Source organism: Alteromonas sp. DYW1, assembly GCF_059752595.1.
In genome coordinates, this window is record NZ_CM186038.1 from 1,949,191 (window position 1) to 1,971,642 (window position 22,452).

17 protein-coding genes are annotated in these 22,452 nt (G+C 44.0%); 7 read left to right on the plus strand and 10 right to left on the minus strand.

The features are described from left to right. Nucleotides 1–11 precede the first annotated feature (11 nt). The 8 genes from AC121Z_RS08645 to AC121Z_RS08680 all read right to left on the minus strand — a co-directional run bounded on the left by AC121Z_RS08645 (nucleotide 12) and on the right by AC121Z_RS08680 (nucleotide 9,611). Nucleotides 12–1,100 carry a pyridoxal-phosphate-dependent aminotransferase family protein gene (locus tag AC121Z_RS08645; RefSeq protein ID WP_498128196.1) on the minus strand — a complete coding sequence of 363 codons (1,089 nt, stop codon included), beginning with the start codon at nucleotides 1,098–1,100 and terminating at the stop codon, nucleotides 12–14. Nucleotides 1,101–1,560: 460 nt separating this feature from the next. Next, the gene (locus AC121Z_RS08650) at nucleotides 1,561–2,085 is read right to left on the minus strand and encodes a gamma carbonic anhydrase family protein (RefSeq protein WP_498123631.1); all 525 of its coding nucleotides are present in this window, start codon (nucleotides 2,083–2,085) and stop codon (nucleotides 1,561–1,563) included. Next, complete coding sequence (locus AC121Z_RS08655) at nucleotides 2,082–2,951, minus strand: acyl-CoA thioesterase domain-containing protein (protein ID WP_498123632.1); 870 nt, start codon at nucleotides 2,949–2,951, stop codon at nucleotides 2,082–2,084. Before AC121Z_RS08655 ends, AC121Z_RS08650 begins: the two co-directional genes overlap by 4 nt. A gap of 22 nt (nucleotides 2,952–2,973) precedes the next feature. Next, nucleotides 2,974–4,788, minus strand: coding sequence for a serine/threonine protein kinase (locus tag AC121Z_RS08660; RefSeq protein WP_498123633.1), 1,815 nt, complete (start codon nucleotides 4,786–4,788; stop codon nucleotides 2,974–2,976). 2 nt (nucleotides 4,789–4,790) lie between these two features. Further along, the gene (locus tag AC121Z_RS08665; RefSeq protein WP_498123634.1) at nucleotides 4,791–5,633 is read right to left on the minus strand and encodes a 23S rRNA (adenine(2030)-N(6))-methyltransferase RlmJ; all 843 of its coding nucleotides are present in this window, start codon (nucleotides 5,631–5,633) and stop codon (nucleotides 4,791–4,793) included. Between the two features lie 222 nt (nucleotides 5,634–5,855). Further along, a complete protein-coding gene (locus tag AC121Z_RS08670; protein WP_498123635.1) occupies nucleotides 5,856–7,436 on the minus strand; it encodes a dihydrolipoyllysine-residue acetyltransferase in 1,581 nt (526 codons plus the stop codon). A gap of 10 nt (nucleotides 7,437–7,446) precedes the next feature. Further along, the gene (locus AC121Z_RS08675) at nucleotides 7,447–8,424 is read right to left on the minus strand and encodes an alpha-ketoacid dehydrogenase subunit beta (protein ID WP_498123636.1); all 978 of its coding nucleotides are present in this window, start codon (nucleotides 8,422–8,424) and stop codon (nucleotides 7,447–7,449) included. After that, on the minus strand, nucleotides 8,424–9,611 hold the full coding sequence (locus AC121Z_RS08680; protein WP_498123637.1) for a thiamine pyrophosphate-dependent dehydrogenase E1 component subunit alpha: 1,188 nt from the start codon (nucleotides 9,609–9,611) through the stop codon (nucleotides 8,424–8,426). Before AC121Z_RS08680 ends, AC121Z_RS08675 begins: the two co-directional genes overlap by 1 nt. Nucleotides 9,612–10,030: 419 nt before the next feature. Here AC121Z_RS08680 and AC121Z_RS08685 point away from each other — a divergent pair, with 419 nt between their 5' ends. Together AC121Z_RS08685 and AC121Z_RS08690 are read left to right on the plus strand one after the other, a co-directional pair. Beyond that, a complete protein-coding gene (locus tag AC121Z_RS08685) occupies nucleotides 10,031–14,914 on the plus strand; it encodes a S8 family serine peptidase (RefSeq protein ID WP_498123638.1) in 4,884 nt (1,627 codons plus the stop codon). A gap of 734 nt (nucleotides 14,915–15,648) precedes the next feature. Beyond that, complete coding sequence (locus AC121Z_RS08690) at nucleotides 15,649–15,981, plus strand: hypothetical protein (RefSeq protein ID WP_498123639.1); 333 nt, start codon at nucleotides 15,649–15,651, stop codon at nucleotides 15,979–15,981. 72 nt (nucleotides 15,982–16,053) lie between these two features. Here the strand turns inward: AC121Z_RS08690 and AC121Z_RS08695 are convergent, their stop codons facing one another. Further along, nucleotides 16,054–16,215, minus strand: a complete 162-nt coding sequence (locus AC121Z_RS08695; protein ID WP_498123640.1) for a YqaE/Pmp3 family membrane protein — start codon at nucleotides 16,213–16,215, stop codon at nucleotides 16,054–16,056. Between the two features lie 138 nt (nucleotides 16,216–16,353). Further along, nucleotides 16,354–17,346 (minus strand): adenosine deaminase, encoded by a 993-nt coding sequence (gene add / locus AC121Z_RS08700; protein ID WP_498123641.1) that lies wholly within the window; start codon nucleotides 17,344–17,346, stop codon nucleotides 16,354–16,356. 118 nt (nucleotides 17,347–17,464) lie between these two features. Between add and cmoA the strand changes: the two genes are divergently transcribed. The 5 genes from cmoA to AC121Z_RS08725 all read left to right on the plus strand — a co-directional run bounded on the left by cmoA (nucleotide 17,465) and on the right by AC121Z_RS08725 (nucleotide 22,450). Then, nucleotides 17,465–18,190 carry a carboxy-S-adenosyl-L-methionine synthase CmoA gene (cmoA, locus tag AC121Z_RS08705; RefSeq protein ID WP_498123642.1) on the plus strand — a complete coding sequence of 242 codons (726 nt, stop codon included), beginning with the start codon at nucleotides 17,465–17,467 and terminating at the stop codon, nucleotides 18,188–18,190. Then, nucleotides 18,190–19,170, plus strand: coding sequence for a tRNA 5-methoxyuridine(34)/uridine 5-oxyacetic acid(34) synthase CmoB (gene cmoB / locus AC121Z_RS08710; RefSeq protein WP_498128198.1), 981 nt, complete (start codon nucleotides 18,190–18,192; stop codon nucleotides 19,168–19,170). The genes cmoA and cmoB overlap by 1 nt, the downstream gene beginning before the upstream one ends. 334 nt (nucleotides 19,171–19,504) lie before the next feature. Further along, complete coding sequence (locus AC121Z_RS08715) at nucleotides 19,505–20,386, plus strand: kinase (protein ID WP_498123643.1); 882 nt, start codon at nucleotides 19,505–19,507, stop codon at nucleotides 20,384–20,386. Beyond that, complete coding sequence (locus AC121Z_RS08720; RefSeq protein ID WP_498123644.1) at nucleotides 20,386–21,213, plus strand: HAD-IIB family hydrolase; 828 nt, start codon at nucleotides 20,386–20,388, stop codon at nucleotides 21,211–21,213. Before AC121Z_RS08715 ends, AC121Z_RS08720 begins: the two co-directional genes overlap by 1 nt. A gap of 13 nt (nucleotides 21,214–21,226) precedes the next feature. Further along, nucleotides 21,227–22,450 carry a glycosyltransferase family protein gene (locus tag AC121Z_RS08725; RefSeq protein ID WP_498123645.1) on the plus strand — a complete coding sequence of 408 codons (1,224 nt, stop codon included), beginning with the start codon at nucleotides 21,227–21,229 and terminating at the stop codon, nucleotides 22,448–22,450. Nucleotides 22,451–22,452: the final 2 nt, after the last annotated feature.

Genomic DNA, 22,452 nt, shown 5'->3' on the forward strand with positions numbered 1-22,452 from the left:
ATTATTTATTCTTATTGTCTTTTATTGATCACAGCGTCCAATGCCGCAACACAGTGTTGCACATTCTTTTCTGTACACGCTGTGCCCATAAGTCCAATACGCCAAACTTTCCCGGCAAACGCACCAAGTCCGGCACCAATTTCAAGTCCAAATCGTTGCAATAGCTCACTACGAACCTGGGCATCATCAATACCGTCAGGAATGTTAACAACATTTAGTTGGGGTAGTCGATACGCCGCGTCAACGGCAAATTCAATTCCAATCGCGCTAAGACCATCGTGTAATAACTCATGCATGTGTGCATGACGCGCCCACGCGTTTTCAATTCCCTCTTCGCGCAACATTAGTAACGATTCGTGTAGCGCGTAAATACTATTAACTGGCGCGGTATGATGATACGCGCGTTTGGTACCTTCCCCCCAATAACCCAGTATTAGATTAATATCAAGGAACCAACTTTGCACCGGTGACTTCCGTTGACGAATGACATTAAGTGCCTCCTCGCTGAAAGTTACAGGCGATAGACCGGGCACACAACTCAGGCACTTCTGCGAGCCTGAATAGGCTGCATCAATTTGCCAATCATCAATTTCAAGTTGAATACCCGCCAGTGAAGTCACAGAGTCAACGATAGTTAGACAACCATGGCTTTTTGCGATTGCGCATAGCTTTTCAGCATCATTGCGCACACCAGTGCTGGTTTCAGCATGCACAAAAGCCACTATCTTCGTGTCTGGATTTGCCTTTAGAGCGTCTTCAAGGTGTTGTGGATCAGTTTGTTGGCCCCAAGGTGTTTCAACGACAATCGCTTCCCCACCGCAGCGCACGATATTTTCCTTCATGCGCCCACCAAAAACGCCATTAATACATACTATGACCTTGTCTTGGGGCTCAACTAGATTGGCAAAACAGGCTTCCATACCCGCTGAACCTGGTGCAGAAATTGGCATCGTTAATTGATTTTTAGTTCTAAACGCGTCTCGCAGTAAGACACCAACTTCATCCATTAATTGAATAAATTGCGGATCGAGATGTCCCAACGTCGGTCGCGCCAGCGCATTCAAGACTCGAGGACTGACATCAGATGGGCCGGGCCCCATTAATGTTCGTTGCTGTGGAATAAACGTGGTAAATTGAGGTTGCGCTGCCATGTATCTCGCCTCGGAATTTTTCAAAACAACATTGTTTCACACATTCACAAGAATTCAATTGGTTATGCTAGACATTCACAACTTTTATACAGAAGACGCCCGTCAAAAACAGAATTAGGCGGTGATATATTTGGCCGCAATCACATCAACAAAGTACGACCACTTCAGCGTAAATTCTGTGTTAGCATCCGGATAAATTATAGTGATAAAGCTACATCTGATTATCAATTTAAAAATAATCACAAAAAATGTTTATAATTTAATCAATTGTGTTCTATTATTAATTTTCAGACTTTTGTAGTACATTTCTCCCTGAAGGAAAAGTTAGCGCACGGCTCAGCAATGAGCCATTCCCCTAGGCCCGGAATTAGCAATAATTCTGGGCATTTTTTATTCTAGGTTGCGGCGTTTAACTCTCAATCAATGAAAGTCCTTCGGCAAATAGTTTTGCATTTTTTACATAATGTTCAGCCGACGCCTCTAATTTATTCTGCATGTCGGCAGGTATCGTTTTGACGACTTTCGCGGGTGAGCCGATGACTAAAGAGTTATCCGGGATCTCCATTCCTTCTGTGATTAGTGCATTAGCACCGATGACACAATATCGTCCTATTTTTGCATTATTCAGCACCACTGCGTTGATCCCAATCAAGCTGTAGTCGCCAATCTGACAGCCATGCAGCATGACTTTATGGCCTACAGTCACTCCAGTTCCGATCGTCAATGGAATACCGTAATCCGTATGCAGTACACTACCATCCTGAATGTTTGAGCTTTCACCAACAGTGATTTTATCGCAATCGCCACGCACAACCGCGTTAAACCAGATGCTCGATTTTGCCTGCAGTTCGACATTCCCAATGACCTGTGCGCCTGGCGCAATGTACACACTTTCCGCCACGCTTGGTGCGTGCTTTTGAAAACGATAAATCATTTATGCTCTCCCATTAAACGTACCAATCCTTCTTGCGCTGTACTGGCAACTAACTCTCCCTTTTGATTGAAAACTTTTCCGTTCACAAGTCCCCTAGCATTGCCCGATACAGGACTTTCCATATCGTAAAGATGCCATTCACTGATATCAAACTTTCGATGAAACCAAATTGAGTGATCAATTGTGGCAATCCTAAGCTTGGGATTATTGATAGCAACGCCGTGTGGCTGCAGTGCAGTACCTAAAAAATGAAAGTCTGAGGCATAAGCAAGAACCGCTTGTTGCAGCGTCGTTGAATGTTGAGGGATTGCTTCGCTCGCACGCAACCAAACCTGTTTTTTGGGTTCTGTAACAGAACTACTGTAGGGCTTCATCGCTTCTACAGTACGTAACTCCACCGCTTTGTGGTATTCAAGTGCGTCACGTACACCACGCCCAACTAGATGTGGATTTTGTTCGTAGAACTCAACATCACTTAGCGTAGATTCTGGAGCTGGCGCTATAGGCATAGATGCGTATTGGTGGCTAAGGTTATCCTCTTCGACCTGAAAAGACGCTGTCATATAGAATATATTTTTACCATTTTGAATAGCTTTAACGCGACGCGTTGAAAAACTGCCACCATCTCTTACACTTTCGACCTCGTAGATCACCGGTTTTTGCGCGTCACCCGGCAAGAGGAAATAAGAATGGTAACTATGACAAAAGCGGTCTTCAGGCACTGTAGCCGTAGCCGCGGCTAAGGACTGTCCTAGCACCTGCCCTCCGAATAATGCGCGAAAGCCTAAATCCCAGCTTTGCCCTCGATACAGCGATGCGTCTAGCGTTTCAAGTGTCATCAATTGGGTCAAGCTTGCCTGTTTCATATGGTTGGAATACTCATTTATTCTAAGTTGGGTAATAGTACGTTTTAGCAACCGCTTGGTGCTCAAAAAAACGTGTATCTTTGTAGGGTAACTTCATAAAGCCAGAGATACCAATCCCTTCAATGGTCGGTATCAACTCAATAACGTTAGCGAGTAACTGAGTAAACTCTTCTTCTTTGGCATGATCGAGCAATTTATAATAGTTATGGATTTTCAGGTGCGTTGGCAATGATTCAAAAATGATACAGCCTGTGTGATGGATCTGATTCATCTGTGCAATCACGTCAAGCAAGGGTTCTGGTAACTTAAGTAATTCGTCCGGATCTTCTCCATCCTCAAAATAAGAGTGCATACGGCTTTCATCTTCAAACACTGACAGCTTACTCTTTTCAAAGCCAATGGTCAGGTTTTGTGCTGGAACAAAGGGGGCGCTTTCATCTTCGCGTTCAACATGCAAAGTATCTTTTGCATTGAACATACAGCACTTGAAAATACCCTCTCGATGAATTGCGCGCGCAAGGGTAACAACCACATTGACGGACATATCGAAGCTGTATTTTAACTCAGGTTCAACCAGATTCAGACTTGAATCGATGTAGATACCCTCAGCCTGCCAACGCACCACAAGACCGCCGACCACCGGGTACTTACCTAACCGAGACACTGCTGCGATAAAAGCCTTCTCGGTCTCCCCCATCCCCTGCATGTAATTCTTATAGTAACGCTCAAATTGTGCGTCATTTATGTATTTAAGGTCAGCATCATTAATATCGACTTGTTGTCGCAAATATGACTTCCGCGAACTGTAAACCACTGTCTCAATTTCTTTTTCATGTGGGCTAACCCAGGATGGGATCATTGCTGGCATGGGTCCATGATGATGCGGTGCTAATTTAATGTTTTTGAGTAAATATAAGTTCGCAAAGAATGCATCGCCTGCCTGCCGTCGTATAATCGCGTCATCACTCAACATTCCATGCAAAATGTCGGCAAATACTTTGGGTAATCCCAACGAGGCGGGGGGGATCACATGCCGTCCAAAACGACTGGATTGTCCTGACGCTAGTGCATACAACGTACTCGCGAGTCCCTGTTCGTCAAAGCGAGGTGAGGACAATGCACCATTAAGTTGTTCCTCACCAATAAAGTAAACATCACCCAGTCGCGCATTGGTTTGTTGTAGATCACCGGACATGAGGTCCATGACGTTTTGGTTAATATGTTGACCACGCTCATCTAGTTGCGCATAAACACTTGAGCCCCAATCAATCAAACCAACCTCTTGAGCGGAGTCGTCCCAGACCACATTGGATGGCTTGATGTCGCCGTGCACGATTGGTTTTAATGCATCGCCGTGAACATTGTTTCGCAGCGCCAGTAATACATCGGCTAGTTGCACTGCAATTTTAATGACTTTTTCCGCACCAAGAGGCCCTTCACGTAAAGAAACACGCTCCAAATCGTCTCCAATAGCGCGTTGCATAACCAAGATTGACTGGCGCTTTATTTGTTGAAACTCTATCAATGCAGGCACAAAACGGTGATCCACCTGGCTCAACATAAAGGCTTCTTCTTCAAGTCTGTCCTGCACGTGCTGCGGCAGATTAATACGCGAAAACTTAAACACGTGATGCTCGCCTTTGACATTAATCCCAGCAAAAGCAAAGCCAAACGCTCCCTTACCAATCATTTCTACATGACTGTAGCCGTGCTCCTTTAATTGTTGAGTGCACAGAGCAAACCAGTCTTTCAGTCGTTTCGCATCTGAGTGCGAAAGCAAATAGATGCTTTGCTCCTCTGGAATGTAAAAATGCTTTAACGCTTTACTATCTGCCATTATCAGGTCGGTTTTACCAGCCACTCAAGGCCCGTTTGAGTGGCACCTAATTGATTGCCTAAGTGCGCAATAATCGATTCGGCTGCAGAGTAAAGCTGCCAAGGTGGATTAATCACGAGCATACCCGAGCCAAACATGCCAACGTCTGCGGTTTTACTCGCTACCTCTAACTCGATTTTAAAAGCACCAGACTCGGCAAGCGGAGCTAGTCTTCGTAGCATTTTTTCTGATTGTCCACTTTTGCTCTTAGCTCGTTTTGTGAGTAACGGATACCACAACAATATGCAAGCATTCGACCACTTCTCTAGTACTTTACTAATAGTAGACACAACCTTTGCATACTCATCGAGCAACTCATAAGGTGGATCGATAATCACTACACCGCGTCTAATTTTAGGTGGTGTTAGTCCTACAATGCCCTCAAAACCATCTCGGTGATGGATGTTTGCGCAGTGTAACTGTGATAGTTGTCTGAGTTTATCAACTTCTGTTGCATGCAATTCAAAAAGGGTAAGCTCATCCCCTTCTCTAAGTGACTCAGCAATCAATATCGGTGAACCCGGAAGCAGGTTGTCTGCGCTAAATTTTTCGATTAATGCGTGATATAGAGCGATACCCGGTATCGTTGAATCTGCCCTTTTAAGCAAGCTTACGCCGGTGTCAAATTCTCGATTTTTTTGCACCTCAGCATCGGCATATGAATACATACCTGCTCCAGCATGCGTATCGAATACACAAAAGGGTTTGTCCTTTTGTTTGAATTGATGCAATGTTTCCAATAACAATACATGTTTCAATACATCTGCATGATTGCCGCTGTGAAAGGCATGTTTATAGCTTAACAATTTGCTTTCCAACCATTTTTTTCAGTATTTAACCACTGTGGAGATGTTACGTAAATAAGCATGTAGCCGATGCGTTACAAGCATCGCTCTAAAACGCAAAAGCCTGATTTCAACACTCTATCGAAATCAGGCCCTTGGTGTATGCCGTGTCAATTGCGCGAACTGCGCTGTTTAATTAAAAAACGTAATTTAGCGCAGTTAATCAATAGAAGTTCAACTATCTCAGCGCAAATTCAACAACATTGTCGATGGTTGCTGCAAATACGCCATAAAGCAATTGTTGAATTTTACCATTGTTGCTCCATCAATGACGCGATGATCCCCTGACCAATTAACCTGCATAATGTTGGCTGCAATTACTTCACCGCTCTCATTAAAGCGCGGCAACTGCTGCGTTTTACCCAACGCAACAATGGCCACTTCAGGCTTATTAATAACCGGCGTCGCTACAGTACCGCCAATGGCTCCTATATTGGAAATACTTATACTTCCACCAGTCAGGTCTTGGTTAGACAACTTGCCTTCACGAGCGCGCTCAATAATTTGATTCATCTCAATTGCAATATCTTCAATCGACTTATCTTGCACGCACTTAATGTTCGGTACTAATAGCCCTATTTTACTATCGACTGCAAAACCGATGTTGTGATCCGCGATATATGTAAGCTCTGTTCCATCGTTCGATAACCGACTATTAATAACTGGGAACTCATTCAAGGCAAGGGATAACGCCTTGATAAAGAATGGCATGAACGAGAGTTTAACCCCTTTCTTTTCCAACACCGGTTTTACCTGCAACCGCAGTGCAATCAGTTCCCCCATGTCTAGTTCATCACTAACTGTAAAATGCGGAATCGTGCTAACCGACTCAACCATTTGCCGAGCCATTGCAGCCTGGATCCCTCTCACCTTCACGGTGGTGTCGGAGCGCTTAGTCTCTATTCCCTGAGCATCTTTAATTGACACACTCGAAACTGCTGATACGGGCATTTCATTGGCAACAGTTACTAAATCCTGCTTTAAAATTCGGCCTTTTTTACCACTACCAGGAACTTGAGATAAATCGATATTCCTCTCTCTTGCTATGCGGCGCACCGCTGGACTTGCAACCACTTTCCCAGGAATAGCGACTGGCGGCTCAAACGCCCCATCGGGAAACTTAGCGTTACTGCCTGACTTAGGGCTTGCTAGAGCTTCGCGCGGTGCGGTTGTTTCTACTACTACTGGAGCAGCGCTTGCGTTAGGTGTATCAACAAGCAACGCGAAAAGCGGGGCATGAACTTTCGCGATTTCACCCTCTTTATGATATTGCTTACCAATAATGCCCGCCGTTTTTGCAGGTATCTCAACTACGGCTTTGTCAGTCATTACTTCAACAATGGGCTGATCTTCTGCAACCACATCACCTTCTGCGACTAACCATTTAACAATTTCACATTCAACGATACCTTCACCAATATCTGGCAAAATAAAATCTTCACTCACGGCACCCGATGTCTCTGGTTTTGCTGGTTGCATGTTTTCGTTCGATTTAGCTTTCACTTCGGATGAAGGCTCATCGTTTAGCTCTTCGCTCATTGCAAATAAAGGTGCGTGAACTTTTGCAATCTCGCCCACTTGATAATAGAGCTTCTCCACAACACCCGAGTGCATCGCTGGTATTTGTACTGTTGCCTTATCAGTCATGACCTCGGCCACAGGCTGATCTTCTTCAATGAAGTCCCCTTCACTGACCAACCACTCAAGCAACTCACACTCAACGATCCCTTCACCAATGTCAGGTAAAATAAAATCTTTACTCATTGCTTTCGCCTCAGTAGTTCATAGTGCGCATAATGGCTTCATAAGTTTTTAAGTGATCAGGCATATATTCCTTCTCATGTGCGAGCGGATACGGGGTATCAAGACCGCACACTCTTGCAATTGGTGCCTCTAAGTATAAGAAGCACTTGTCTTGAATAGTCGCAGCAATTTCACTCGCAAACCCACCCGTTTGAGGCGCCTCATGATTAATGAGTAAGCGGCCTGTTTTCATGACTGATGCTGAAATAGTTTCAACATCCCAGGGCAATATGCTGCGCAAATCAATGACTTCACAACTTACCCCCTGTTCACGCGCCATGGCAGCAGCTTTTTCAATCACTTCCATCTGTGCTCCCCACGCAAGTAGAGTAATGTCACTTCCTTCTTCAACAACATCTGCTTTACCTAATGGCAACGTATAGTCTTCTTCTGGCACTTCGCTAACAGAAGCACGATATAAACGCTTGGGCTCCATAAATAATACGGGGTTATCGTCGCGAATTGACGCCAACAAAAGCCCTTTTGCTTGATAGGGATTACGCGGAACTACGATTTTCATGCCCGGCGTGTGCGCGAAATACGCTTCTGGTGATTGTGAATGATATAAACCGCCCGCTATTCCACCGCCATATGGCGTACGAATAGTCAACGACCCACAGGTAAACTGTCCACCAGAGCGGTATCGAAATTTAGCAGTTTCATTCACGATCTGGTCAAAGGCAGGGAAAATATAATCAGCAAATTGGATTTCAGCGATTGGGTATGAGCCCTGTGATGCTAGACCGTTTGCAAATCCGATAATTCCCTGCTCTGTTAACGGAGAGTTAAAGCAGCGCTGTTTACCAAATTTTTCTTGTAGATTACTTGTTGCTCTGAAAACACCACCAAAGTGACCAACATCTTCACCAAAAACAACGACCTTTTCATTTCGTTCCATCTCTAAAATAAGCGCATTGTTGATGGCTTGCAGTAGATTCATTTTAGCCATTATTCAAACTCCTTCGCGGTTTTTGGATACGCATCTGGGTATTTCCGAATGTGTGATTTTAATGCGTCTAATTGCTCTTTGAGGTGCCAAGGAACCTGATCGTATACGTCATTGACCATATCGTCTAATGGACATATAGATACTTTTTCTGCGATTTTTACCGCGGCAAGGATCTCCTGTCGTGTCTCAGCTAAGAATGCGTCATGGGCTTTTTCATCGTGCCAACCATTGTCGATCACCCATTGTTTAAAGCGATGGATTGGATCCTTTTCTCGCCATTTGGCTTCCTCTTCCTTAGAACGATAGCCCGTCGGATCATCAGATGTACTGTGGGCAGCAAGTCGATATGTCATTGCTTCTATTAATACCGGGCAGTTCTCAGCTAAGGCTATTTCACGCGCCTTTTCTGTTGCAGCATAAACGGCCAATACATCATTTCCATCAACGCGTATCGTTTTAATCCCATAACCAATACCGCGCGAAGCGATACCATCCCCAGCAAATTGTTCTTCTGCTGGAGTCGATATGGCGTAACCATTATTGCGGCAGAAAAACACTACCGGACAGTTCAATACTGCGGCCATGTTCAAACCAGCATGGAAATCACCCTCAGACGCTGCGCCTTCGCCAAAATAACAAATCGTGATTGCATCATTACCAGCAAGGCGTTGACCATAGGCATAGCCTGAAGCTTGCGGGATCTGCGTACCAAGCGGTGAAGAGATCGTCATAAAATTGAGCGCCTTATCACCGTAATGGATAGGCATTTGACGGCCTTTATTTGGATCCAAACGATTGCTAAACATTTGATTCATGAATTGTTCGGTGCGGTAGCCGCGATACGCGAGTGCTGCTTGCTCTCGGTATTGCGACATAATCATATCCTGATCGGCCAATGCTGCGGCACTGGCTGTTGTTGCAGCTTCTTCACCTGTGCATGCGAGATAAAAGCTGATGCGGCCTTGACGCTGCGCTGCAATCATACGTTCATCAAGTAGTCGTATGTACTCCATGGTGCGTAAAATTTTGACTGCTTTTTCTTCATCAATCTTCGGGGTGGATGCATTTACGATAACACTGCCTTGCTCATCCAAAATCTGCAGCATTGGAATATCAACGATGCCATTAGCAATGACGTTTAATGTTTGAGTAGACGCCACGTTTGACAAATGGTTACGGTCGTTCATAGAAACTCCGCTTTAACTATTATATGTAGGGATAAGGTTAGAATAGTACGCGATTAACCGAATGTCGGCGTTGCTTTTTCATTGAACTTCAATAGATACAATAATAATTATGTTTCTAAAATGTAAATAAAATGGGAATGTTTATCCTACGATTTGGCGAGAACAAAAATGCTTTCTTTATTATGGGCTAAAATTGAAAAATTAAGTTTCGAATTAGCACCTATTCATCAAATAAAACGTTGTAAAAGATAATGATTTATTACTGAATTAACATGACAGAAGTCATTTTTTTGTGCTAGAACTATGTAGTCGCCAATTATATGGCGTTCTCTTGGGTGAATGTCTACATCACTCAAACATAACAATAATCAAATCAATCCAGGGACTTATTCCCATACCAGGAAGACGGAGGTTAACCTGTGAACCATAAAGTGACATTAGCTGTCTCAGCAGCGTTGATGTCGATGTCAGTTCATTCAGCGACAGAATTAGCGAATGCAAGTTCTACGTTTGATCTGAACAAGGAATCTCTGAAGGCAGAAGTGCCAATTTCAGTGAACAAGCAATCGACTTTTAAAACGGAACCTCAAGCGAGATTTGCAGAGGAAAAAGACCTACCTAATCAAGATTACTACTATATTGTCCATTTAGAAGCGCCTTCGGTTGCAAGCTATAATGGTGGAATAGAAGGTTTTGAAGCAACGAACCCAGCGTTAAACGCTACTGAAATTTCAGCGGTTAACCCAAGTTTTGGTAATCGGCTCGACGTTAATTCTCCAAATGTAAAATCATATGCGTCGTATCTAGAGAATCAACAAAGCCGTTTCCTAGAAAAAGCCCAATCAATCCGCAGCGACCTAAAACCCATTTTATCCTTCAAATATGCCCTTAATGGCATGACGGTCAAAATGACGCCTGCAGAAGCTAAAAGATTATCTCAGCTTGATGGCGTAAAATTAGTTGAGAGAGACGTTCCGCAGAAACTCGAGACAGACACTGGCCCTGGCCTTATTGGCGCGCCGGGTATATGGAGCGGTTCTGCACCAGACAGCGGTGTCGGCACATACGGTGAAGGTGTTTTGGTCGGAATTCTTGACTCAGGGATTAACTCTGACCACCCATCATTCGCTGATGTAGCTGACGACGGCTATGATCACGAAAACCCGTTTGGTGATGGTGTGTACCTTGGTGATTGTGCTGTTGCCGAGCCTGAAATTCAGTGTAACGACAAGTTAGTAGGCGTATTCTCCTACCCGTTCATTACTGATGATTATGACGATACTGATGTATTCCCACCAGGATTGCCTAAGACTGGTGAAGATTACGACGGTCACGGTTCACACGTAGCTTCAACTGCTGCGGGCAATACGTTATACGACGTACCAGAACTAACCCCTGAATTTGGCGTAGAGCAAAGCGACGGTATACCGACTGGTTTTGTTTATGACCGTATTTCGGGTGTTGCACCAAGAGCAAATATTATTGCCTACCAAGTGTGTAAGCCTGGTGATAATGGCGACCCGTATTCTGGTTGTTGGGGAGGCCCAACAATTGCTTCAATTGAAAATGCGATCGCAGTTGGCGTTGACGTCCTCAACTATTCGATCAGTGGCGGTGGCTTCCCTTGGGCAGGTTCAATAAATGCCGCTTGGTTATCTGCAAGAAATGCTGGTATTTTTATCGCCCTTTCTGCCGGTAATGATGGCCCTGGCGCTGCAACTACGGCAAAACATGCACCATGGTACACTGCTGTAGCAGCAACAGAACACGGTCGTTCGGTAGAGTACTCAAAGACAATCGGTTCATTTACTGGTGGTGATTCAGAGCTAGCAGACATCGATGGTGTGAGTAATTCTGGTGGCATCACTGCTTCTATCGTTTATGCGGGCGACTATGAAAACCCCAACTCAGCCGACGACCCTGCACAGTGCCTTGAACCGTTCCCAGAAGGTACGTTCAACGGTGAAATCGTTGTCTGTGACCGAGGATCGATCGCTCGTGTGCAAAAGGCAATTAACGTTGCTGACGGTGGAGCTGGCGGTTATGTGCTAGCCAATTTACAAGACGGAGCAGCTTCACTTAATAGTGACGCATATGTCATTCCAGGAATTCACATTAGTGCTGACGATGGTGATGCTTTAAAAGCTTGGTTAGCGTCTGGTGAAGGTCACACAGCAACAATTGCGGCTTCTGAAGGTGAATTAGTTATTGACGAGTCGCGAGTTGATGTAACAGCAGGCTTCTCTTCTCGGGGTCCAAATGCATCAATTAGCACTCTTACTCCGACTGTAACTGCGCCTGGAGTGAGTATTTACGCTGCGAATGCTGATGAAAACTACGGAAAAGTAGTTAATGGTCCTGCACCTGCAGATTTTGCTTATTTATCTGGTACTTCAATGTCAGGTCCTCACGTAGCCGGTGCTGCTGCTCTAGTGAGAGCGGTTCAACCAACATGGACTCCTGATAATGTTCGCTCGGCATTAGCAATGACGGCGACACCTAATGTAACTAAAGAAGATGCAGTGACACCAGCCGATTGGTTTGATATGGGCTCTGGTCGTATACAGGTGGACTTAGCCGTTCAATCTGGGTTAGTAATGGATGAGTCTGACTCCAATTACTCGAATGCAAACCCAGAAGCAGGTGGCGATCCTCGTACATTGAACATGCCTAGCGTAACTGACGACAACTGCGTCGGCGTATGTACGTGGACTCGAACTGTAACAGCCACTAAAGATGGTAACTGGACTGCGTCCGGTGGTGCTATCTCTGATGGCGTAGTTGTGTCAGTAAGTCCTGAAACGTTCTCGCTAGCGGCAGGTGAAAGCCAAGAACTTGAAATCACTGTTGACGTATTTAATGCCGAGGCCGATGTTTGGTCATTTGGTATTGTTAACTTGACTTCAGATACATCACCTGACCTTCACTTACCTGTTTCAGTAGTAGCATCTTTAGGGAATATTCCTGATACGCTAGAAATGGAAGCAAAACGTAACCAAGATTCATTCTTAGTCACAGATTTGCTCTCTGTTGAAATTACTGACTTCACAGCAACCTCGTTTGGTCTAACCAAGGCCACAGTAGTGGAAGGCAGTGTTGCGCAGGATAGTGATAACTCTTCTATCTTAGATGACCTTGAAGACGGTTTGTTTATTACAACAGTTGATGTTCCTGAAGGAGCGAAACGTTTGTATGCAAGTACGTCAAATTCAACTTCACCTGATTTAGATTTGTTTGTAGTTATCGACCGTAACGCGGATGGTATTCCAACAGCAGACGAAGTTGTTGGTGCAAGTGCTACTGCAACTGCTGATGAACTCGTTAACTTAATGGAGCCCGAAGCTGGTTTCTATTGGCTAATCGTTCAGAACTGGTCTGCATCAAGTGAAGACGCTGAAGATACCTTTAACCTTAACTATGCTGTAGTTGACGGTGAAGAGGGCGACAACTTGATGGTAGATGGACCAAGTGCAGTACCTGGACTAACGCCATTCGAAATGCGTTTGACATGGGATCTAGCTGATGGAGCTGAGGGCGACATGTACTTCGGTGCAATGGAACTAGGCACCTCTGCAGAAAACGCTGGCAACCTAGGGCTAATTGGTGTTGACCTTTATCGCGGACAAGACGACGTTTACGTTGTAAGTTCACAAGAAGATCGCGCTGAGCCTGGCGAAACCGTACCGTTTAGCGTAGCTGTTGCGCCTAACTTCACACCAGAAGATCGCGATTATCAAGTTTCTGTAACCCTTCCAGAAGGTGTAAGCTTGGTTGACGGTAGCACTAGTGCTGAAGTTGACGGTAATACGTTAACATGGATGGTTTCACAGCCTTCATTATTCGGCCAAGAACCAACCTATCGTATTACTACTAATGAAAGTGATGCGATGTGTGCCAGCCCATTTGGCGGTTATCTCAACCTTGCTGATTTAGGCATTGGTTTAGACACCTCTATCGATGGAAATGCTCAGTTCCCAACTTATTCGCTTGGCTTTAACTACCTTGGTTCGCCAGTAGCTGGGTTTGGGGTGTCTGATGATGGTTTCATTACATTAGATAGCACTCCTGGGGCGAATCCTTTCGTTAACCAATTGCTACCAGACTCAGAAGCGCCGAATGGTGTGATGGCTCCACTATGGAGAAACATGCAATTCAATCTGGCAAACGACTCTGGTCTAACTGTTGCGTCTAACTCATCATTTATCATTGTTGAGTGGGATAACATGGAAACTCGCTGGACCTCTGGTGGCGTTCCTGTTGGCGACAAGGCTGACTTCCAGGTTGTTATTACCCGTGCTGGTGGTGGTGGTCAAATCCCTGACATTACATACGTCTACACTGATGTTGTTCATGGTTTTGGCGATATCATTCCTACTACTGTGGGTTATGAGAGCACCACAGGTACTTCAGGTGGCACAGGCTTGTATTCTCCATATGACTTTGATTCGTCGAAGCGTATTGGTAGCATAGTGGCTAGTGTTCAGGACGAATTCGCAGTATGTATGTGGTTAGAAGATGTTCCAGATGACCCAACATTGCTATCGTTCGAAGTTGCTGTTGACGCTGATAACGCTGGTGGACCTATCCAAATGATGGCTATGTCTCAGGTGTTCAAAGGCGGTTCTGAAGAGGCATTCCCAGGCACTACGTCTGTTGCAACAGAGCTATTTGACGATGTACAGGTAGAAGGTCCTCCAGTTGCACTCATCGATGGTATGGTTGTCGCTGACCTTACGGTTGTTGAACTTACAGAGCTCGATCTTCCTGGCACTGTTACTGAGCCGAATGGTGATGAAGTGGAAATCCTATGGAAGCAAGTATCTGGACCAGCGGCAGTTATTGCGGGCAATGGTCTAGCTGAAGCTATCCTAATGGCACCAGAAGTCGAAGAAGATTCAATGGTAGTGCTTGAAATGACTGCTACTGATTCTAATGGCAACTCAGTAACTGCAACTGCAAACGTGATGGTTATGAATAACCTTCCACCAGTAATTGCTGTTAACGCGCCTACTTCAGTTGTTGAAGGCGATACTATCCGTGTGACTGTATCAACAACTGATAATGAAGGAGACGCTGTAACTGTAACTATTAATGGTGTTGAAGGTACGACCTACACTACTGTTGCTCCTGCGACTAATTCCGATACTTCTGTATCATTCGAAGTAGTAGCGACGGACGGGTTGAACACAACAACTGAAGTTGTTTCAGTACAAGTTCGTAACAAGAAAGCGGGAAGCATGGGTTGGATTGCCCTACTCCTTGTTCCAGTTATCTGGTTACGTAGAAGAAGAAATCTTCATTAACGATTAGCTCGTTAAACGATAAAAAAGGCCACAGTTTGTGGCCTTTTTTTTCAACCTATTGACCATCCTAGAAAACGTTTAAACCTCCGTAGAGGGTAAAGTGAATTCAAAGAGCCAATAAACTCAAAAATATTATTCCCTCGCTTTTAACCTAGTGATTGTTGACCAATAAGAAAACTGCGAAATGAGCGTTAAAAAAGTACAAGGCCAATATGCTATTCACGGCCCCTCTGTAGTTTTAATTTAGCTTCGCAAGCATAGTCGACTAAATTGGAATTATAGAATTCTCGCAACAAGTCGTACCAAAATGGATGGTAACGCTCTAACATAGGAGCAAGAGAAGAGAATTGAAGTGCTAGAGAGAATTAGTAGTTAGGAAAATATTAACGCCGCCCTAAGTGCGCTGGAAGCACAAGTTGTAATAGAGAACTCTGCCACCTCGTTTATGCTAAATAGTCTCGCTGCTATCGTTAACCTTTATCCTGTCGTTATTCTTATACCTCTCGTTAGGCTTATTATCTAAGGAATCGATACTTTTGAACCCAATCTATTTAGGACGATAAAGTCCTATATTTTGTGCATAATTTCAATAAATATCCGTTCGGCAAAACACCGAAAATAAAGTCAGAATTTCGCATAAGGTATAAATAAATATACTTAGGTATAACCTCAAACATTTTGCTCTTGCACAATAAAAGATTTAATCACTTTTTTGCGAACTCAAAGGAGCGCTCATGTTGAAAGCAGTTAAAGCCACTTTACTACTACTCTGTACTGCAGTTAATTCTACTGCATTTGCGAGCTCTACTGCACAGCAAGCGGTAACATGTGATACTACCCATCAAGCTGTTCAAACAATGCAAAAGAAAAGTAAGAGTTTTTCGGGTCAGTCAAAAGATTCATTGATTATAAATAGCTTTAGTCCAGCCTGCCCAAACGTCACTTCAATCAACGAACAAGTATTCGCTAGCGTAGAGGCTGGAACCTTGTATGTGAAGCGTTTACCTCAATCGCAATCACGTGCGATTGAGATTGAAATTAGCGGCGAGACTACGTTTAACTACTAAGTTCTCCTCGTCTTTAAGGCAAACAAAAAAAGGTTCCAATGGAACCTTTTTTGTTTATGAATATCGAGTCTATTATTTTTTTGTAATCAACCAAAGTGCATGGATCACCCCGGGGATATAACCCAAAATGCACAGTAAAATGTTAATTAAAAAATCTTTCCCAAAGCCATGTTTAATTAATACTGCGACAAACGGAAGTAAAAGACACAAAATTATCATCACTAATTGATTCATTCGATTTCCTCATTATTGTTTTCTTAGGTCCCAGATAGCAGTTTCATGTAAGCCTGAGCATTTGTACATTAATTTCTATTGTGACCTGTTCATGCTATAGTGCATGGTTTCACTCTAAGTCAATCCAACACACAGAATTCACTTGGCGTTTTTCAGTTCTCGTTTATCTCCATCCGATATAAAAGCAGCATCGAGCGCGTTTAGTTGAATACGATCGAGAGTTTCGCTTGTCAAACCGATCGTCTCCTTAGCAACTTTATACTCATTGCCTAAATCGATTGCGGAAACGCCTGGATCATCGGTATTTATTGTGACCAACAGTTCATGCTCGTAGAATGTTTTTATTGGGTGGTTAGCAATATCAACAAATGTCGAAGTTTGATAGTTAGATGTTGGACAAGACTCTATAGCTATACGCTTATGTGCTAACTCAGCCATCAACTCATCATCTTTGATAGCCGCAACACCATGCCCTATCCGCTCGGCTCCTAAAAGGTCTATGGCTCGGCGAATACTGTTCGGACCATCAGCTTCCCCTGCATGCACAGTAATACGCCAATCGGCTTTGCGCGCAGCACTGAAGTGTTGCTCAAACAGTTCCGCAGGGTAACCCAATTCGTCACCGGCCAAATCCAATGCCGTTATATGGTTTTTGTGAGCCAATAATCCATCTAACTCATACTGACATTTCTCTTGACCAAACGTACGACTTAAGATCCCAATTAAGTTTGCCTTAACACCTGTCGCTTTTATACCGTCATGCACGCCTTGAATAACGGCTTCGGTAACTTCACCTGGAGATATGCTATGATTCATTCCCATATAGTAAGGCGAAAATCGCAATTCGACATAGTCTAAACCTTCCCTTTGTGCATCGAGTAGGTTTTCATACGCAACCCGATAACAGGCATCAACATCGGCAAGCACAGAGACACCATAATCAAGCTTTTGTAAAAATGCCAAAAGATCGCTAGTTTTATCTATGATTTGCACGTGTGGTATTAGCTCTTCAATTGTTTGCGCTGGTAGCGAAACACCATGCTGAAGCCCTAACTCGAGAATAGTTGCCGGGCGAATATTCCCGTCCAGATGGCGGTGTAAATCAATCACGGGTAAAGACGGGTTAAACATGGGGATCCTTTTAGTTGTTATAAGAACACTAAATTACCAGACGATTAAACAAATTGCATGCTTTGGAAAACAACCATTTTCACGTAAAATGCCACCTTTGAAAAAAACGCAAAGTAACATGACCAAAACCGACACACTTTTTTCGCAACCACTGAATAAGGTCGAAGATTTCAGCTTTGATGACCAAGTTGCTGACGTTTTCCCGGATATGATTTCCCGTTCAGTGCCAGGTTACAATAATATTTTGCGAATTATCGAACAGTTAAGTGAGCGTTACGCCAGACCAAACTTACGTATATATGATTTAGGTTGTTCACTTGGCGCGGCTAGTCTTGCTGCAGCGCACGGAAGTCGACATCAAAATGAAGTGTACGCGGTAGACAATTCAAGCGCCATGCTGCAACGTTGCCAGCGTTATATTAGGCAATTTTCACATGCGGCTAATATCAATCTTTTCGAAAATGATATCACTCAAATTGAAATATCCAATGCATGTATAGTGATCATGAACTTTACTTTACAGTTTGTTCCCTTGGACCAGCGCGACGGACTTATCAAGCGAATATATGCTGGGCTTGAAAACGGCGGCATTTTGATACTGAGTGAGAAGGTAAAGCATCCCCAACCGGACGCTGATGAACTACTCATCGACCTTCATCATCAATTTAAACGGCACAATGGTTACAGTGAGCTAGAAATCAGTCAAAAGCGAGCTGCGTTGGAAAATGTTATGCAACTGAACACCCTGGAAGAACATAAAACTCGTTTACATGATGCTGGATTCAAAGCTGTTGCCGTTACACAGCAACAGTATAACTTTTGTTCAATGGTGGCGATTAAGTGATGAAAGCACCGCAAGATTGGTTTAACGCCTGTTATCACGACATCATTGGTTCATCTGTAGGCGCGTGGATGACTGACCTCCCCGCACAAATGGAGCAATGGCTCAATTCCCACCGCAGTGAAGAAGTCATTAAGCTCAGTCGACTCATTAACCAATTACCTGCAGGTAAACCGAGCGTCATAGATATCAAACGGGCGGTTACTATTGGGCAAGCAAGTGACCTAAGTGAACAAGACCGAAATCGGGCTCATGCACTACTAAAAAAGTTTATGCCTTGGCGAAAAGGCCCATTCAATCTCTTTGATATTCTTATCGATACTGAATGGCGATCGGATTGGAAATGGGAACGAGTCGTTCCACATATCACAGATTTAAATAATAAAACCGTGTTAGATGTTGGTTGTGGCAGTGGTTATCATCTCTGGCGTATGCTGGGTTGCGATGCAAACCTCGTTATTGGCATCGATCCAACCCCACTTTTTTTAGCGCAATTTTATGCCGTAAAGCATTTCTATGGTGATGCGCCTGTCCACATGTTGCCCTTAGGGATCGAAGAAATGCCTGAGTTGAACGGCTTTGATGCAGTATTTTCGATGGGAGTTTTGTACCATCGTCGCGACCCTATCGCATTTCTTTCCGAGCTTAAAAATCAACTGAAATCTGGGGGCCAACTTATTCTAGAAACCTTAGTTGTGGAAGGAGATACTCGTACCGTGTTGATGCCAACTGACCGCTATGCACAAATGCGCAACGTGTGGTTTCTTCCCAGTAACGAAGCATTGAAACTCTGGTTATCACGTCTAGGTTTTGTTGATATACGAGTGGTTGACACTAACGTTACTAGCGTAGAAGAGCAACGTAAAACGGATTGGATGCAAAGCCAATCGTTAAGTGATTTTTTAGATCCCACCGATAAAAGCAAAACTATCGAAGGCTACCCTGCTCCGTTGCGTTCGGTCATCATCGCCACCAAACGCTAAGGAGTATTGCGTTTAACTTTGTACAAGGCACCGGACAATAGTGACGAGATTGCATCATTAAAATCAGTCTGTGTGGATATGTTTGCGCCTTTGTACGCCCTCCTCATCCCAAATCAGTAATCTTTAGAGCGTGCTTAAAGAGCAGAAACTGACCACACCAGGTTAAAGCTGCTAATCAAGGGATATTGGGCCGCTATGTTTTAGTTCTACTCATTTAACTTACTGAATTTTACACAATACAGTTAATAAGCGTGTCGCTTTGCCTTAATTGGCACAGTAGTTGTTTATACTTTAGGGATATGGTTTGCAAATATGCGCTATTTAAAGGATAGGTATGGACTACGACGGTTTTCTGGAATCAAATTTGCTGTCCCAAGATTACTTGGTGTTTGCACAACAATGGTTCAACCCTCTGGGTGATGCACTATCATTGCACTGTAAAGGTGCAAAAAAACCGTTTTACGTTGGGATCAATGGTGCACAAGGTTCTGGAAAGTCAACATTAGCGCAATATCTTGCGATTTACCTGCAACAAGAAAAAGGCCTGAACACCGTTACTTTATCATTGGATGATTTTTACCTGCCTAAGTCCGAACGCATGGCTCTTGCAGTCAAAGTGCATCCATTGCTCAAAACGCGCGGCGTACCCGGTACGCATGATATTCCACTCATGGCTAAGACGCTAAAACAATTAAGGAATTATGGTACGGTTTCGCTACCACGCTTCAATAAAGCCACAGATAATCCATTTCCTGTGCTTGAATGGCCAGTCATCAATGCTCCGGTTGATGTCGTACTATTTGAAGGCTGGTGTTGGGGCGCTGAACCACAGGAGAGTACGGCTTTATCAATGCCCGTCAATGAACTTGAGCAAAACCAAGATGGACTGGGTGTCTGGCGTGAATATGCTAATGCGGCCCTGCGTAATGACTATGTGCCGTTACAAAGATTGATGAATTATTGGATCATGTTAAAGGCACCTACCTTTGATTGTGTCGTGAAATGGCGCATTGAACAGGAAGCTAAACTAAGAAAAATGCAAACAGATCCATCACTCGCAACAGCGTTAATGAGCAACGAAGAGATAGTTAGATTTGTCAGCTATTTTGAACGCCTTACTCGGCATATATTACAAACCTTGCCCGCTAAAACTAACTGTCTTTTTGAATTAGATAATCAACGCAATATTACTAAAGTGACGGCAGAGTATTTGTAATGATTCGCCCTTATTTAATATTCACCGACTTGGATGGAACCCTACTTGATCACTACACTTACACGAGTGAACCAGCCCACAGCATGCTGCAAAAGCTGCTAGCACATGATATTCCTGTGATCATTAATACCAGTAAAACCTTCTTCGAAGTGAGCGATATAGCTAAACAGTTAGAGCTTAACGCTCCCTTGATCACTGAAAATGGTGCCGCATGCTACTTCCCCAGCGCTATAACAGAAAAATTTCAGGATGTGTCGCTGGAGCCGGCACCACATTCCGGGTATTTGCGAAAAGTATTTACCCAACCTCACGCACACTGGGTAAGTTTGTTAAGCCGTATGACTCCTCAGTACCAAGGCTTATTTAAGAGTTTTACCGAACTAGGTATTAGTGGCATCCAAGAACTTACCGGATTAACCGCTGAAAATGCGAGTAAAGCGTCCCAACGAGAATTCGGTGAACCTGTTGTTTGGCTGGGCGATGAAGAAGAAAAACAAAGCTTTATGCAGCAGTTAGAGTCATTAGGGGCAAGCCCAGTTGAGGGTGGCCGGTTTATTCACATCTGTGGCAACTGTAATAAAGGTGTGGCCATGCAATGGTTAACTGAGCTGTATGGAAACACATTTAATGACACACCAACGACGGTCGCGCTAGGTGATGGAAAGAACGATATTGCAATGCTTGAGAAATCCGATATCGCCGTGCGCGTTCTTTCACCGGTGCACGCCCCACCGGCATTGACTCGCATAGACAATGTTTACACTACTCACGCTTTTGGTCCCTCAGGTTGGGCTGAAGCACTAAACCAACTTTTAACGCTCGACTAATTTTGGAGTACCCATGGCAGACTTTTATCAAAATGGTATCGTAACTACATTACATAACTTGTCAGAGCGCCCTGTAGAAGCTCTTGAAGCAGAGCTAATTGAATTTGGTAAGCAGCGTCCAATGGCGCTGATATTGCCATCACTATTTTCAGAGCTCGAAGGAGAGGCACTGCCGACTATTGTCGATCACTTATGTGATGTTCCCTATCTTAATGAAATCGTCATTGGGCTGGATCGCGCAAGCCAATCACAATTTGAGCATGCGCTGAAGTTCTTTGGCAAACTACCGCAGCATCACCGCATACTATGGAATGACGGTCCGCGCTTAAAGGCCTTAGATGAAGAACTGCAGGCCTTGTCGTTGGCCCCAAAGGAAATGGGTAAGGGCCGTAATGTCTGGTACTGCATGGGCTATATCTTAGCTTCAGGGAAATCCGAAAGTGTCGCTCTGCACGATTGCGATATATTAACTTATGATCGTGCCCTACTCGCGCGGCTAATTTATCCTGTTGCCAACCCACAATTTAACTATGAATTTTGTAAAGGTTATTACGCCCGCGTCGCTAACGGTAAAATCAACGGCCGCGTATCTCGATTATTGGTAACCCCACTGATCCGAGCGCTACAAAGAACCTGTGGCTACAATGAATATCTGCAATTTATGGATAGTTTTCGTTACCCATTAGCCGGTGAATTTTCGTTTCGCCGTGATGTGCTGAACGATATTCGAATTCCGAGCGACTGGGGTCTAGAAATTGGCGTATTGTCTGAAATGCATCGCAACTATAATCACAATCGACTATGTCAGGCTGATATCGCCAGAGTCTATGATCACAAACACCAAGATTTGAGCCTGAATAATGATGCTGGTGGGCTTTCAAAAATGTCCATCGACATCACCAAAGCTCTGTTCAGAAAGCTAGCAACGCAAGGACACACATTCAGTACTGAAATGTTCCGTTCAATAAAAGCTACGTATTTTAGAATTGCGTTAGATTTTATTGAAACCTACCACAATGATGCGGTAATGAATGGTCTCAAACTGGATATCCATAACGAAGAAAAAGCGGTTGAAATGTTTGCCCAAAATATCATGAAAGCGGGCCAAAGCTTTTTAGAAAACCCAATGGAAACGCCATTTATACCAAGTTGGAACCGGGTGAACAGTGCTATGCCAGATATATTCCCACGCTTGAAAGAAGCCGTTGAACTCGACGCAAAAGAATTTGGAGCCTAGTC

Excerpts from the sequence above, each read along its gene's own strand:
- AC121Z_RS08645 (WP_498128196.1), bottom strand. The coding sequence starts at position 1,100 with ATGGGGCCCGGCCCATCTGATGTCAGTCCTCGAGTCTTGAATGCGCTG.
- AC121Z_RS08650 (WP_498123631.1), bottom strand. The coding sequence starts at position 2,085 with ATGATTTATCGTTTTCAAAAGCACGCACCAAGCGTGGCGGAAAGTGTG.
- AC121Z_RS08655 (WP_498123632.1), bottom strand. The coding sequence starts at position 2,951 with ATGAAACAGGCAAGCTTGACCCAATTGATGACACTTGAAACGCTAGAC.
- AC121Z_RS08660 (WP_498123633.1), bottom strand. The coding sequence starts at position 4,788 with ATGGCAGATAGTAAAGCGTTAAAGCATTTTTACATTCCAGAGGAGCAA.
- AC121Z_RS08670 (WP_498123635.1), bottom strand. The coding sequence starts at position 7,436 with ATGAGTAAAGATTTTATTTTACCTGACATTGGTGAAGGGATCGTTGAG.
- AC121Z_RS08675 (WP_498123636.1), bottom strand. The coding sequence starts at position 8,424 with ATGGCTAAAATGAATCTACTGCAAGCCATCAACAATGCGCTTATTTTA.
- AC121Z_RS08680 (WP_498123637.1), bottom strand. The coding sequence starts at position 9,611 with ATGAACGACCGTAACCATTTGTCAAACGTGGCGTCTACTCAAACATTA.
- AC121Z_RS08690 (WP_498123639.1), top strand. The coding sequence starts at position 15,649 with ATGTTGAAAGCAGTTAAAGCCACTTTACTACTACTCTGTACTGCAGTT.
- AC121Z_RS08695 (WP_498123640.1), bottom strand. The coding sequence starts at position 16,215 with ATGAATCAATTAGTGATGATAATTTTGTGTCTTTTACTTCCGTTTGTC.
- add (WP_498123641.1), bottom strand. The coding sequence starts at position 17,346 with ATGTTTAACCCGTCTTTACCCGTGATTGATTTACACCGCCATCTGGAC.
- cmoA (WP_498123642.1), top strand. The coding sequence starts at position 17,465 with ATGACCAAAACCGACACACTTTTTTCGCAACCACTGAATAAGGTCGAA.
- cmoB (WP_498128198.1), top strand. The coding sequence starts at position 18,190 with ATGAAAGCACCGCAAGATTGGTTTAACGCCTGTTATCACGACATCATT.
- AC121Z_RS08715 (WP_498123643.1), top strand. The coding sequence starts at position 19,505 with ATGGACTACGACGGTTTTCTGGAATCAAATTTGCTGTCCCAAGATTAC.
- AC121Z_RS08720 (WP_498123644.1), top strand. The coding sequence starts at position 20,386 with ATGATTCGCCCTTATTTAATATTCACCGACTTGGATGGAACCCTACTT.
- AC121Z_RS08725 (WP_498123645.1), top strand. The coding sequence starts at position 21,227 with ATGGCAGACTTTTATCAAAATGGTATCGTAACTACATTACATAACTTG.